At 40.6% G+C, this 14,857-nt stretch carries 12 protein-coding genes; 7 read left to right on the forward strand and 5 right to left on the reverse strand.

Translation table 11 applies throughout. From position 1 onward, the window contains the following. The first annotated feature begins 34 nt into the window (after nt 1-34). Complete coding sequence (locus tag LEPBI_RS04175) at nt 35-1,537, forward strand: succinate CoA transferase (RefSeq protein WP_012387862.1); 1,503 nt, start codon at nt 35-37, stop codon at nt 1,535-1,537. Continuing rightward, entirely contained in the window at nt 1,534-2,787 is a 1,254-nt protein-coding gene (locus tag LEPBI_RS04180; RefSeq protein WP_012387863.1) for an NAD(P)-binding protein, read from the forward strand. Before LEPBI_RS04175 ends, LEPBI_RS04180 begins: the two co-directional genes overlap by 4 nt. Here the strand turns inward: LEPBI_RS04180 and LEPBI_RS04185 are convergent. Further along, complete coding sequence (locus LEPBI_RS04185) at nt 2,784-3,557, reverse strand: class I SAM-dependent methyltransferase (RefSeq protein ID WP_012476163.1); 774 nt, start codon at nt 3,555-3,557, stop codon at nt 2,784-2,786. The two genes, LEPBI_RS04180 and LEPBI_RS04185, sit on opposite strands and share 4 nt — an antisense overlap. A 43-nt stretch (nt 3,558-3,600) precedes the next feature. On the opposite strand from LEPBI_RS04185, the gene LEPBI_RS04190 reads away from it, so the two are divergent. The 4 genes from LEPBI_RS04190 (at nt 3,601) to LEPBI_RS04205 (ending at nt 8,763) form a co-directional block, all read left to right on the forward strand. Next, nucleotides 3,601-3,867: a metal-sensitive transcriptional regulator gene (locus LEPBI_RS04190; protein WP_012476164.1), complete on the forward strand. Its 267-nt coding sequence runs from the start codon at nt 3,601-3,603 to the stop codon at nt 3,865-3,867. Between the two features lie 100 nt (nt 3,868-3,967). Next, complete coding sequence (locus LEPBI_RS04195) at nt 3,968-4,192, forward strand: YgaP family membrane protein (protein ID WP_012476165.1); 225 nt, start codon at nt 3,968-3,970, stop codon at nt 4,190-4,192. A 4-nt stretch (nt 4,193-4,196) separates the two neighbouring features. Further along, entirely contained in the window at nt 4,197-5,609 is a 1,413-nt protein-coding gene (locus LEPBI_RS04200) for a TolC family protein (protein ID WP_012387867.1), read from the forward strand. Continuing rightward, a complete protein-coding gene (locus LEPBI_RS04205; protein ID WP_012387868.1) occupies nt 5,587-8,763 on the forward strand; it encodes an efflux RND transporter permease subunit in 3,177 nt (1,058 codons plus the stop codon). The genes LEPBI_RS04200 and LEPBI_RS04205 overlap by 23 nt, the downstream gene beginning before the upstream one ends. Nucleotides 8,764-8,877: 114 nt before the next feature. Here the strand turns inward: LEPBI_RS04205 and LEPBI_RS04210 are convergent, their stop codons facing one another. The 4 genes from LEPBI_RS04210 to LEPBI_RS04225 form a co-directional block, all read right to left on the reverse strand. After that, nucleotides 8,878-9,660, reverse strand: coding sequence for a hypothetical protein (locus LEPBI_RS04210; RefSeq protein WP_012387869.1), 783 nt, complete (start codon nt 9,658-9,660; stop codon nt 8,878-8,880). A gap of 162 nt (nt 9,661-9,822) precedes the next feature. Further along, nucleotides 9,823-10,629, reverse strand: a complete 807-nt coding sequence (locus LEPBI_RS04215) for a hypothetical protein (protein ID WP_012387870.1) — start codon at nt 10,627-10,629, stop codon at nt 9,823-9,825. A 40-nt stretch (nt 10,630-10,669) separates the two neighbouring features. Beyond that, nucleotides 10,670-11,476 carry a hypothetical protein gene (locus LEPBI_RS04220; RefSeq protein WP_012476166.1) on the reverse strand — a complete coding sequence of 269 codons (807 nt, stop codon included), beginning with the start codon at nt 11,474-11,476 and terminating at the stop codon, nt 10,670-10,672. Between the two features lie 145 nt (nt 11,477-11,621). Next, entirely contained in the window at nt 11,622-14,003 is a 2,382-nt protein-coding gene (locus LEPBI_RS04225; RefSeq protein WP_012387872.1) for a HAMP domain-containing sensor histidine kinase, read from the reverse strand. Between the two features lie 157 nt (nt 14,004-14,160). Between LEPBI_RS04225 and LEPBI_RS04230 the strand changes: the two genes are divergently transcribed. Next, nucleotides 14,161-14,826 carry a lytic transglycosylase domain-containing protein gene (locus tag LEPBI_RS04230; protein ID WP_012476167.1) on the forward strand — a complete coding sequence of 222 codons (666 nt, stop codon included), beginning with the start codon at nt 14,161-14,163 and terminating at the stop codon, nt 14,824-14,826. Nucleotides 14,827-14,857 lie beyond the last annotated feature (31 nt).

Here is a 14,857-nt window from a genome sequence, read left to right on the forward strand (position 1 = left end):
CTTTATCTTTGGTCAAAGAAGAGATTTTAGATTTATGACCGTATCCAACTCACTGATAGAAGAAAAATTAAAAACTGCCGAAGAAATCGCCCAATTATTACCAAATCATGTGACAATGGGCTGTTCAGGATTCACTCCTGCCGGATATCCAAAACTGATCCCCCAAGCCTTTGCCAATCGTATTGAAACTGAAAAAAAATCTGGCAAAACTTTTTCTATCAATCTTTACGCTGGTGCCTCCACTGGAGAAGAGTTAGATGGTGTTCTCGCGAAAACGGGAGCACTTAAATTAAGAATTCCTTACCAATCCAATTCATATTTACGAAACTTAATCAACCAAGGGGAAACGGATTTTATTGATATGCACCTTTCCCATGTCGTCAAATACATCGAACATGGAATTTTACCAAAAATTGATGTTGCCATTGTGGAAGCAATTGATGTGACCAACGATGGAAAAATTTATTTGTCTACATCCTCTGGAATGAGTGCCACATATATCAAAAATGCAGAATCCGTTTATATCGAGTTAACCGACACGCATCCTCTGGAACTTAAGAACTACCATGATATTTATTTACCAAGCCATCATTCCAAAGGTGGGCCGATTCCCATCATCAATCCACAGGATCGAATTGGGGAATCTTATGTACAAGTCCCACCTGAAAAAATAAAAGGAATTGTTCGATCAAGTAAACCAGATGCCGCAACCGTATTTAAAACTCCTGATTCTGATTGCCAAAACATTGCAGCCCATGTCTTAGAATTCATCCAACATGAAATCAAAATGGGAAGGATTCCAAAAGAATACCTACCTTTTCAAAATGGGGTGGGTAACATCGCAAATGCTGTGCTTGCGAGTATGGCAAAAGATCCAAAATTCCACGCCATTCAAATGTATACTGAAGTGGTGCAAGATTCCGTATTTGATTTGATTGATGCTGGCAAATTAGAGATTGCATCTACATCAGCTCTCACCTTTTCCGAGTTAGGTTTGAAACGATTTCATGAGAATATATCTGCTTGGAAGTCAAAATTTGTGATCCGACCTCAAGAGATTTCGAATCATCCAGAAGTGATCCGTCGAATGGGTCTGATTGCCATGAATACAGCGATTGAAATCGATATTTATGGAAATGTAAACTCCACTCATGTGATGGGTACATCGATGATGAATGGAATTGGAGGATCAGGAGATTTTACACGGAATTCCCATCTTAGTATTTTTATGACACCTTCTCTTGCCAAGGATGGAAACATATCTGCCATTGTTCCGATGGTTTCCCATACAGATCATAATGAACATTCAACGATGATTTTTGTTACCGAAAATGGATTGGCAGATTTAAGAGGATGCCCACCCAAAAAACGTGCAGAACTGATCATAGAAAAATGTGCTCACCCAATCTACAGAGACAAACTTCGCTCTTATTATGAAACTGCACTCAAAGTTTCCAAAGGCAAACACACTCCGCATGATTTAGAAAATGCATTGTCTTGGCATGTGAAGTTTTTAAAGACAGGAAGTATGAAGTGATTGCTATTGTCGGATCAGGAATCACGGGACTCACTGCGGCTTGGGCCCTCAATAAATTTTGTGAAGTTTCTTTATATGAGAAACATTCAGATGTTGGAATGGCTGCATTTGGAGCCAAACAAATGATAGGCGGAAATGAAGTGGAATTTGATATCCCTTTTCGTACGATCAAAAGAGATTATTATCCTACATTGTTTCAGGTTTATGACAGAGCTGACATTCAGACAAAAGTTGTGGATTATTCGTTTCGAGTGGATTCAAGCGATCAATCTGTGTTTGGTTTTTTTTCCAAAAATATTTTTGGTCACCACTTTGGATTTCCAACAGCAGATGTATTTTTGTCAAAAAAAGGGAGAAACATATTCTCAGATTTACTTAAGTTTTATACAAATGCAAAAACGGATTGGAAAAACGAAAACCCAAACATCACCATTTTAGATTTTTTAAAAAAATACAATTATTCTCACGAATTTATTTTTGAGTTTTTGTTACCTACCTTTGCTTTGGTAAACACTTGCAAAACAGATACTGTCGCACTGTATCCTGCCGAAACGATTATTGGTTATCACTCCAGAGGGTATTCCTATACTCCACAAGAAACAGCCAAATTTGGTACAAGGGACATTGTGAATCGTTTGACGGGTGAGTTGAAACATCTCCATCTGAATGCCAATATCCAAAAAATTTATAAAAAAGGTTCAAAAACCATCATTCAATTTGAATCGGAAGAAAAAGAATTTGAACACGTAATCCTCTCCACACAGGCTAATCAGGCTCAAAATTTATTAGGAAATGGATTTGAATCCGAAAAAGAAATTTTAAATGAATTTCGTTACGAAGCAAGTGATGTTGTATTACATACCGACCCAAGTTATTTTAAAAATCCAACGGTATCCCTTGTGTTCAACATTCGTGATGGTTACGACAAACCGGAAGTCACATTGGATTTAGGTCGAATCATCCCCGAGTTAAAAGGAAAAAAAGTATTCCAAACTTGGAACCCTCACAAACTCCCAGAAAAGAATCAAATTTTGAAATTAGCCAAGTTTGAAAGGCCAGTGATGGATGAAAGGACGGCAAAAGCAATTCAAAGAATCTCTTCCTTACACGCTGATCCAAATTGTAAACTTTGGTTATGTGGTTCTTATTCTTTGTATGGAATTCCTTTATTAGAAGCTGGTGCCAAGTCAGCCTTACAAGTGACATCTCAAATTTTAAAACAATCCATTGATGAAATCATCAAAACCTAGAGAGAAACTGAATTTGGTTTGATCACAACATAATAGTGATATTGCAAACCTAACGAACGAGTGATGATCCTTAAGAGGGATCCAAATGTTTGGAGGGAAAACTGCATCTTCTTTGAATTTTGAATGAATCCATCGATCACTGGGTTGGTCCAATTTTGGTTTTTTTCTATCACAAAACCAATGTCTTCTAAGTCATTCATTGTATCCTCTACCATCTTGACTTGGTCCTTTGGAATGAAGAATAATTTTAAGATCGAACGGAAAGGGGACTTTATTTTTTGTTTCGATTGGAATAAATTAAAAACAAGTTTGCCTCCTGGTTGTAACACTCGAAAAGATTCACGGTAAAACTCTTTCGTATTTTCAAAATGGTAGGCCGCATCGACTGAAAAAACAAAATCATATTGATTTGGCGGAAGGATTTTCATGGTTTCCCAACTTCCTTCTAAAAATGGGTCTACCAATACTTGATTTTCGATAAAGAGTTGTTTGGCGAAGTTAGATTGTTCTCCAACTAAATTGATGGCAGATATTTGTTTGGGTGAAAAATGATGGCTCCAATACAAAATGCTTCCCCCAAGGCCTGAACCAACTTCTAAAATCGAAGCATTTTTTCTGAGCCGACAGTGTTTGGCAAATTCAATCAAAAAATGAATCCCCGCCTCCTGATACTCAGTGACTCCAGACCAATGACCAAAATTGGAAACATAATAGGGTGGGACTTGTGAAAGTTCTGTAACGGGGGATTTAGAAAATGGGAAGGGTGTCATTTTTTTTCTTGCATCTTTTGTATACCCTGCTGGGTATATAGGAATGAGCCTTTCCGAAAACCAAACCAAACTCATCCACCGCATCAATCGTATCCAGGGCCAGTTGGAAGCGATCAAAAATTCCATTGTTGCGGAAGAACAAGACTGTGAAAAAGCAATCCTACTCCTAAAAGCGGCCCACCAAGCCATGAAAAAGTTCGGAGAAGCTTACATCCATGAATATATGGATACTTGCTTCAAAGAAAAGAAGTCCACTCAAAACATCGAAACCGATGTTAAAAAAGCCATTTCCGCAGCATTTTCCCTCTAAAACCAATCCTCCCTCTCAAACATCTCGATAAAAAATACTTGCCATATATACCCCCATGGGTATATATGGAGATAGACTATATACTATAGGGGGTATGGTAATGTTCTTAGCATCAACAAAAACATGGTATTTGGAGCGATTGGTTTTTCTCATCGCTGGAATCTTTAGTTTGGTAGGGGTCACACTTGGAGCCTATGTTTCTTCCTGGTGGTTTCTATTGAACTTACTTGTCGGTATCAACCTAGTTGTGTTTTCCACATTTGGGTTTTGTCCGATGGCGATCCTTTTAAACAAACTTGGTGCAACACCAAAGGTTAGGGACTAGTTCAATGAAATATTTCATCAGCTTTTTACTTCTTGTCACACCAGTTTATCTTTCTGCGGAAGGAGTAGGTTTTAATGAACTTTGGAAAAGAATCGAAGAAAATTCATCAGCAAGAAAATCCAAATATTTGGAGTGGAAAGCTGGTGAAATTGCAAAGGACAGATCCGACAAACACTGGTTACCTAGGGTTTATGCCGATCTTAGAACCTTTCAAACAAACGATCCCACACTCAACTTTATGGGGAAACTCAGTCAAAGGAGTGCAACCGATGCCGATTTTTCGACTGCTTCCACTCGTTATCGTCCCGGAAACTTTTTAGATTCGAATAATCAACCTTATACGACACTCAATTCTGACACGATGAATCTTTTTGCGAAAGATACATTAAATTATCCAGGAAGTCATCAGTATTCCAGAGGAACTCTTGGAATGGATCTACCACTCTACGAAGGTGGGTCTAGTAAAACATTCGCAGCAATGAATGAAAAAAGAAGTACTGGATTAAAATTTGAATGGTTAGCCATTCGCGATCGGGAATTTGCACAAGCAGGTTTCTACTACCGCGCCATCCAAAGTTTAACAGATTATCAGAAGAGACTCGAACAAATTAAAAAGATCGAACGTCGATTCCAATCGAATTATTCATTGGGTAACAAAGGTAACCCTGTTGGGTATGCAGGATACCTTGCCCTAAAATCGATTCAAAACCAAATCGCAGTTTTAGAGAAACAATCACAATTACAAATCAACGATTATAAAGAAACGTTATACGTATTGTCCGATGTTCCATCGACTGATTTGGAAATTGTAGAATCGGATCTAAATTCTTTTTTAGATACATATTTCAAAAGACCCGTTGGATATGAAAGATCCAACCAAATGAATGCACAGATTAAGTATGCAGAAGGTGAAAAACTGAAAGCAGAAATGGAGATGGCAAAATTTCTACCAAAAGTTGGTGCTTACTCGGAAGCATATGGTTACCAAGGAAGTCGCAACATTTCGAATGCCTACCAAGCAGGTGTGTATTTACAAATGAATCTTTACAATCCTAAAGATATGGGAGTCGTAGAAGAATCTAAATTAAATGCAGAAGCCGCTCTTAAAAAAATAGAAGAGAAAACTAAAGAAGAAGAAGCACATGTGAAGTCACTGATTCAAAAAGAAATCTCTTTGAAAGAAAGTTTGGAGCTTATAAAAGAAACTGTGAAATTTCAAGAAGAACAAGTAACAAATATGCAACGGTTATTCCAAAGTGGAGCCATCAACGCCATTCAATTTGCAGAAACACTCAACAAATCTTTAGAATTATCACGCGTATTAATGGAAACTGAAATTACACTTTTACAAGTGAGAACAGAAGCATCGATATTTTCAAAAAAGGAAGACACAAATGAAGCCACTGGAAGAAATTAGAGCAGGATTTGCAGGGCGACTTGCAGAAACATTTTTACATTCAAGGTTAACGCCTGTAATTGCAATCGCCAGTTTGGTGCTTGGTTTATTTGCAGTGTATTTAACTCCCAAAGAAGAGGAACCTCAGATCTCTGTTCCCATGATTGACATCCAAATCCCAAGCCCTGGATTTTCGCCTGAAGAAACAGAAAGAAAAGTAACAGAGCCTGTCGAAAGAGCAGTTTGGGGTCTTGAAGGTGTGGAATACATTTATAGCACAAGCAAATGGCATGGGAGTTATATCACGGTTCGGTTTAAGGTTGGAGAACCCATTGAACCGTCTCTTGTCAAAATCCATCACAAACTGATGGAGGCTAAAACTGTCCTACCTAAGAATACATTGCCGCCCATTGTAAAATCATTCTCAATTGATGATGTTCCTTTCCTTGCTCTAAGTTTTAGTTCTGAAACACTCAATGATTATGAACTAAGACAAAAAGTGGCACCACTTGCAAGAGAATTGTCTTCCACTCCGGATTTGGCAAGTGTACAAATGTTAGGTGGATTAAAGAAAACAGTTCGTGTCAAAGTAGATCCTGATCTACTGAGTCGATATGGTGTAACATCCATTGAAGTGGCGGAAAGTTTAAAACATAACGATGCTCTGATCCCTGCCGGTAAAAATTGGTCTTCGGAATCTGTCCTCGATATGGAAGTTGGTGGTGTATTAAAAAATATTGCAGATGTGAAATCGCTCCCTGTGGCACAACGTGGGGGTAGGGTGGTTCGCATCCAAGATTTAGCGAAGGTAGAAGAAGGACCAGAAGAACGAACAAGGTCATCTCTTCTTTTTGACAAATCCCTCGGAGAATCCAAACGAAATGCTGTGACCATCGTTTTTGCCAAACGAAAAGGGACAAATGTGGTCAATCTTTCCAAGGATTTGATTGAAAGAGCGGAACTCTTTCAAAAAGACCTACCAAAAGAAATTAGTTTCAGCATCATTCGTGACTATGGAAGCACAGCAGAAGACAAATCGCATGAACTCATTGAACATTTGCTCATTGCCACCATCTCTGTGACTGTTCTCATCGCCCTTTGGATGGGTTGGCGATCGGCCCTTGTTGTTGCCATTGCTATCCCTGTCACCTTAGCTCTCACACTTGCGATCTATTATTTCCTTGGTTACACACTCAACCGTGTGACTCTCTTTGCTTTGATTTTTTCCATAGGAATTCTTGTGGATGATGCCATTGTAGTGGTAGAAAACATCGAAAGGCATTTGGAAGAAAATCCGAAACTAGGGATCATACGTGCCACTTTAATTGCCGTATCCGAAGTGGGAAATCCAACCATCCTTGCTACCTTTACTGTGATTGCAGCCATTCTACCCATGGCATTTGTGCGAGGCCTTATGGGACCTTATATGAAACCAATCCCAGTGGGAGCAAGCCTTGCGATGATTTTATCTCTCATCGTTGCCTTTGTGATCACTCCTTGGGCATCTGTAAGATTGTTAAAAGAACCAAACCAACATTCAGGAACAGAAGTAGGTCACAAAGTATCCAAACTAGACCAACTTTATATTAAGTTCACCAACTGGTTGTTAGGTACAAAGAAGAATGCAAGTGTATTTGGTGCCATCACCATCGGACTCCTTGTTGCTTCTATGGCCTTTGTTGCCTTCAAGTGGGTAAAAGTAAAAATGTTACCGTTTGATAATAAAGAAGAGTTCCAAGTGCTCATCGACTATGAACCAAGAACCACCTTGGCACAAAGTATGTCACAAACAGAGCTATTAGCAAAACTCCTATTACAAAATCCGAATGTGGAAAAAATCCAAATCTTCGGTGGAGAAGCGGCTCCCTTTTCTTTTTCGGGAATGGTGAAACATTCCTTTCTTCGAAATTTGGATTCCATGAATGACTTACAAATCATTTTAAAGAATAAAAATGATCGGAAAGTTTCAAGCCATGAAATCATCGAATCTCTTCGTGGTGAAATCAAAACCTTCGGGGAAACTCATCATGCCGTCACAAAGGTATTAGAAATTCCACCGGGTCCTCCTGTGATGGCAACCATGGTGGCAGAAGTGTATGGTCCAACTGCTTCCGAACGAAAGAAAGTCGCAGAAGAGATCTACCAAATCTTCAAGGAAGAACCAAGTGTGGTTGATTTGGATACTTCGCTTCGTAACGGAAGGCCGAAGATGGTCTACCCAATTGATTTTGATAAGTCAGGCCTTTTTGGAATCAAAACTTCAGCCCTTGCTTACACTGGATCCATACTTTTTTCGGAATCTCCTCTTGTGAGTTTGGCAACAGCAAAAGAACCAGAAGAAGTTTCCATTTCCCTTTCCATCAAACAAAATGTTCGTAGCTCCAAATCTCCTTTTCAAAACCAAAACATCATGTCAATGGAGTCGGGAGTGGTGTCCTCCGAACGTGTGTTAGGAACTCCCTACCTCGAAGAAGATAGGGCACTCTTTCGAAAGAATCTAAAACCAGTCAATTATGTGATGAGCGAACTTTCTGGAGAAGAAGAAGCGCCAGTGTATGGAATGTTAAAACTGGCACCAAAAATTCAGTATGAAACCCAAACCGCGGATGTTCCTTGGAATACAACAAAACCCGTGATCAAATGGGATGGGGAATGGTTCATCACCTATGAGGTGTTCCGCGACTTAGGAGGAGCCTTTGCCGTGGTGATCCTACTCATTTATGTATTGGTGCTCGGTTGGTTCAAAAGTTACACTGTGCCCCTCATCATCATGGCACCAATTCCTATTTCCCTCATCGGGATTTTACCTGGACATTGGGTGATGGGAGCCTATTTCACGGCAACATCCATGATTGGGTTCATTGCAGGTGCTGGGATCATCGTTCGTAACTCCATCATCCTTGTGGATTTCATTGAAGGGGAAATCAAAAAAGGAGTCGAATTGAAGGAAGCTGTAGTCCATGCAGGTGTGGTAAGGTTTCGCCCCATGTTACTCACAGCGTCCGCAGTTGTGGTTGGTTCCTTTGTAATGTTATTTGACCCAATATTCCAAGGTCTTGCCATCTCACTGATGTTTGGTGAAATTGCAGCGACAGTGCTCAGTCGATTTGCAGTGCCAGTGTTGTATTACTGGTTTATTGGAAGGTCTAGACAAGGTGTGATCAAACACGGATAAACAAAACAATATCAAGAGATTTCCGCAGGAAACAAAAAAAGCTGAAGGTTTCCCTTCAGCTTCTCAAATGAAAACCCATCTACCAAAAGTAGTTGGGTTTTTTTAAACCTACTCTTATCTAGTTCCTTCGTTTTTGATCTCACTATGGTTCTTATACAATCCAGCAGATGTAAGAGAGGGAGCTCTTACGTGCCCTGAGTATTGTGTATAAGTAGTGCTACCACTTACGATGGATGATTGGCATTTGCTAAGTCCACCTGCACGGTTGTATCCGCAAGCAGAGTGATAAGCCACTGCATAATCATCTTCACCTGGAAGGATGGCAGACGGTCCAAAAGCACCTTTGTAACCTGGTACATGGTGAATTTGAACTCCTCCCGTGTTGTTATGGTTAAACGCACCACGAGCTGTGGATACGATGAGTGACTTGTCCATTGCGTTCCCACCAAATCCGAATGTTGCGCCATTCAGAGCGGATGCAAGTTCCGATCCACCAGAAGCAGCTGCGAGAGCAGTCACTTTTGTTAGATTGAAACCCTTTGCAGAAGCAGTGGATCCTAAATTCGCCAACCAAAACTCAATCGCATAACATCCCGCAGAGTGGCATACGATTTTGCAAGATTTTCCACCTTTGCAATAGTTTGTCAGTCCTGTTGAAATGTTCGTTTGGGCACGAGCGCTTCCGTAGGTTCTGGGATCAGTTCTTCCATCGTAACCGATGAATACTTTCGATCCAGAGACAGTATTCGCAGAGGTTCCCCAATACGAATTCACGTCGCTTGTTCCCACGCCATTGTGGTTTTTGTCTGATTTTCCGTGGATGAACACGGTGTAGGTTTGTGCACTGAGCGATCCTGCGAGGAGGAACGCGAGTACAGTTGTGATGGTGCTTCGCATATTTTTTCCCTTTCCTGATTTTCTTTATTTAAGCACAAATTCCACAATTAAGGCAAATGTGTCAATTTATATTATATTGGGGCAAAAAAAAAGACCAGCCAATTTGGCTGGTCTTTTTCACTTCCGACTAAAGGATCTGTAGTTGGGAGCTTAGATCCGATTCTATCGGTATCCTTCTTTTTTGATCTCGCTATGGTCAAGGTATAGACCAGTGGATGTAACAGACGGAGCTCTGTAGTGTCCGCTGTACTGTGTGTAAGTTACATTTTTGTTGAATGGCCAGATCCCTTCGCTTTGTGTGAGAGAAGATTGGCATTTGTTAAGGCCACCTGCTTTGTTGTAACCACAAGAAGAGTGGTAAGCAACTGCGTAATCATCTTCACCAGGAAGGATTGCAGATGCACCAAACATACCTTTGTAACCAGGTACATGGTTCACAGCTACACCAGCAGTGTTGTTATGATTGAAAGCACCGCGAGCAGTGGATACGATGAGGGACTTGTCCATCGCGTTTCCACCAAATCCGAAACTGATTCCGTTCAGAGCAGAAGCAAGTTCTGACCCGCCAGAAGCCGCAGCAAGTGCCGTCACTTTTGTTAGGTTAAAACCTTTGGAAGATGCAGTAGAACCTAAGTTGGACAACCAATATTCGATCGCATAACAACCAGCAGAGTGGCAAACGATTTTGCAAGAGTTCGCACCTTTGCAATAGTTTGTGAGTCCTGTGGAAATGTTTGATTGTGCACGGGAAGATCCGTATGTTCTCGGATCTGTTGTTCCATCGTAACCGATGAAGATTTTGGATCCAGAAACTGTACTAGTGGATGATCCCCAGTATCCGTTTACATCTGTTGTTCCCACACCATTGTGGTTTTTGTCCGACTTACCGTGAATGAACACGGTATAGGTTTGTGCACTCAGCGATCCTGCTACGAGGAACGCAAGTATTGTTGTGATTGAGCTACGCATCTCTTTTTTCCTTTTCCTTTCTTTCAATAAATCCTAAAAATTATCTCCAACCTTCTTTTTTGATCTGACCATGGTCTAGATACAATCCAGCGGATGAAACAGACGGAGCACGGTAGTGTCCACTGTATTGTTTGTAGGTTCTGTTCGAACCAAATGGCCAGAGGCCTTCGTATTGTGTGAGAGAAGATTGGCATTTGTTAAGGCCACCTGCACGGTTGTAAGCACAAGAAGAGTGGTATGCCACTGCATAATCATCTTCCCCAGGTAGGATGGCAGAAGCTCCAAACATCCCCTTATACCCTGGCACATGGTTTATAGCAACTCCGCCTGTATTGTTATGATTGAAAGCTCCGCGTGCAGTGGTTACGATGAGGGACTTATCCATCGCGTTTCCACCAAATCCGAATGTGATTCCATTGAGAGCATTGGCAAGTTCTGATCCACCAGAAGCGGCTGCGAGAGCAGTGACTTTCGTAATGTTGAAACCTTTTGCCGAGGCAGTGGAACCAAGGTTCGACAACCAATATTCAATCGCATAACAACCTGCGGAGTGGCATACGATTTTACAAGATTTCCCTGATTTGCAGTAGTTTGTGAGTCCTGTGGAAATGTTTGATTGGGCACGGGAAGATCCGTATGTTCTTGGATCTGTCGTTCCATCGTATCCAATGAAGATGCGATTACCGCTCACGGAATTCGCAGAAGAACCCCAGTAGCTGTTTACATCTGTGGTTCCAATTCCATTATGATTTTTGCCTGATTTCCCATGGATGAAGACCGTGTATGTTTGTGCGCTGAGTGAACCAGCGAGGAGTAATGTTGTGAGTGCTGTGAGTAAAATTCGCATGTAAATTGCCCATTCCCTAGTGATGTTTCTATTGTTGTATAAGTTTGGCAAAAGATTGACAAGAATTTTTTTGACCAATTTAGACAAATTTTTAACATAATTTTGCCATTGTCGGTGATTTCACGACAAATATGGGTTGGAAATCCTAGGCTTTTGCTAGGGGAAGGTGGATGGTGAAGAGGGTTTTCCCTGGGCGACTTTGTACGTGGATCTTCCCTTGGTGGTTTTCGATGATCTTTTGGACGATGGAGAGTCCAAGACCTGTGCCCATCCCCAGTTCTTTTGTCGTGAAGAATGGCTCAAAGATGCGGGGTAAAATTTCTTCCGGGATCCCCTTTCCATTGTCTTCGATTGAGATGACGGCTTCCGATTCGGATTCTTTCAGAAGGATGGAAATCCGACCATTTTCGCTCGGACATGCTTGGAAGGAATTGTAAATTAAATTGGTCCAGACTTGGATGAGTTCGTCGGCATGGCCAAACACTTGAGGATCTCCCTCGTTTCGCCAATCCAGTTCCACATGTGGTTTCCAACTTTTGGAATACATACTGAGGACCGACTCGATCCCTTCTTTTAAGGAGAGGATCTTTTGGTTTTCTTTGGGGCCTGAGTAGGAATGGTGTTTTAAGGCAAAAACGATTTTTGAGGCTCGCTCTACGGCAGTCTCAATGATGCCTAGGTGGAAACGAATCACATGTTCGTTCAGTCTCGATTGGAAGGCTTCAATCCCTTCTTTGGTCTCAAATAAAATTTGGTAATCCTCTGGGATTGCTTCGATGTGAAAATCAAAACAGGTATCAGCAAGAGAGATTGGGTCTTGGACATGTTTGGAACGGAAAAATGTTGTGAGTTCCCGCTTTCGTTTGAAGCGAGATGTCACTTCGGAACGTTTTTTGTTTTTGAAATTTTCGATCAAAGAAACGGCAATTGTTTCGAGTTCGGAAAGATTCACTAAATCATCTGAGAATTGACCATCCTTGATGAATTGGATACTTCCTTTGATGGCGGCGAGAGGGTTGTTGATTTCGTGAGCCACACTAGCAGCAATTTTACCTAAGGTTGACATTCTTTCTGCATGTAACAATTGTTCTTGGGTATCTCTAAGTTCCAAAATAGTATTGTTAAGCGAGACAGTGCGTTCTTCTATTTTTTGTTCCAATTGGAATCGAGCGTCTCTGACAATTGTGATCATCTCATTGAAACTTTTTGATAATTCTCCAATCTCATCTTTACTGGAAACTTCTACAGAAACAAATAAATCACCAGACTGCATCCTTCTGATACCTGACAACAATCGTGTCAATGGATACACAATGCTTGTTTTGTGTAAGACTGGGTATAACATGAAAATTGTAAAAATCGAAAAGAGAAGTGTGATGATGAGCCATACAACTGTCTGATGCACTTTTTCGCGGTATTCAATATATGGGATGGCAATTAAAAAATGATGATTTTTGGCATAAAAATCAGAAGTCCAAAAAATTCCTGAGGGTTCATTTGTAAATGTATCTACTTTAAACGTTTCATGTGAAGGAGTTCTTCCTGCCAAACCGCTGATTTGATCGTTTGTAAATCCTGCTTTATTGATACGGAAATTTTGATCCTGCATATCGATGACTACATCAGACAAATAGACAAAGGGATAAAAGTTCCCAAGTTCCAATTGTGTTTTAACATTATGTTTTTCTCGGCTCATCTCACTTTGGATATCGATTCGAAATCGGTTGAATAAAAAGTTGGCAACAATCGATAGTATGAGATACAAAATGGTTAAGTTGAATGTCATGATTTTGAATCCAACTGATGAAGGTACTGTCTCTTGGTTTAAAGAAACGAGTACTAAAATTGTCATGATAATGATGGTTAGGTTGGTTAATATAAAAAGATAGGTTGGTTTGCTAACATAGTTTAAATCTACCAAAATGTCGGCGAGTGCCAAAGTTAAAATTCCAAAGATGGCGATGATAAAGCCAGCAGTTGCTTTTTTTTCGACTCCTTGCAGACGATTGTACTTTCGAAATAAAACAAGTAAGGTATTGATGAGGATGCAACATAAGATGATGGCGATGGATAAAATCGAAAGTCGGATGAGAATATGACTGGCTGATTGGGCAGGAACATAAAATTCCATCTTGGGATCAAAACGAATCTCTCGATAAAAAAATCCAATCCAATTGATGAGGCCTGCAAGGAAAGCACCGATGATTTGGATTCGTAAACTGACCGTTCGCCAACGTGGGAAAAGATCTTTTTGGAATCGAAAGGCAAGGTCAGAAATGGAAACACCTAAAATGAGGATGGCTGGATTTTTTAAAAATACAAAAATATAAGCCGTGAAGTGGTGTAGGAAGGAATTACAAATCGACCAAGCCACCGACCAAAAAAACAAACTCAAAAGTGGAATGAGAAGTCCCCGAAAACTAGGGGTGAGATCCTCTTTTCTAGACCGAAAGTAGATGTAGGCAATCCCACTCACCAAACTGAGTCCGAAGTAGAAGAAACTGTATAAATTCAGAGTCGGAGCCAAGCTTCTCCAGAAATGGACAAAATGAAACTTTCGGCAAGCATTTCCCGATTGTCCTATTTTTTCTTTGTGCGTCGCACAAATAACTCCTTGTCCTCCGAGGGTCGTGTCGGAAACTGGCCTTATTGTGCAATGCACAATAAGGAGACGGTCAGTCACCATGCGAAAACAAAAGAAATTCACTCAAAAATTAGCATCCATAGGGCTCATTTTGCTCTTCCTCCTCGAGTCTTATGGGAAAATCAATCCCGCAGGGAATGCCCCCGCCAATGATGCGGCAAAACTCAAGTTACATTCCCTAATCTCCAAAACCCGACCTGGTCTTTCAAAAAAAGAACAGAAAGATTTGGTTCTTGTCGTGGAAAGAGCATCCTACCACATCCGATTCCCCAAAAAAACGAAAACTACCAATACAGCTCCCGTTGATAAATTGGGTTTTCTCGTTGGTCTCATCCAAACGGAATCACAGTTCCACACTCGTGCTAAATCGCATAAAGGAGCACTTGGGCTCATGCAAGTCATGCCTGAAACGGCAAGGTGGCTCGCCAAAAAAGAAGGGATTCCCTTTTCTTCCGCTAAAGAACTGTATGAACCTGAAACGAATCTACTCATTGGTGTTCTTTATTTGAATTATTTGATGGAGCGCACAGAGACACTCGAAGCAACATTGTTAGCTTATAATGCCGGTCTCGGTGGTTATAAACGATTTGGTGGTGTCCCTTCTTATTCAAGAACAGTATACAAATACTACGAAGAATGGAAACAAATGCCAGTTCCATCCGAAATCCCAATTTCTGAATCCTTAGCGAGTCTCTTTTCCATTTAAATTTTACTTTACATCGTTTCAAAACCGACAA

The sequence above is a fragment of the Leptospira biflexa serovar Patoc strain 'Patoc 1 (Paris)' genome (genome assembly GCF_000017685.1).
GTDB lineage: Bacteria > Spirochaetota > Leptospiria > Leptospirales > Leptospiraceae > Leptospira_A > Leptospira_A biflexa.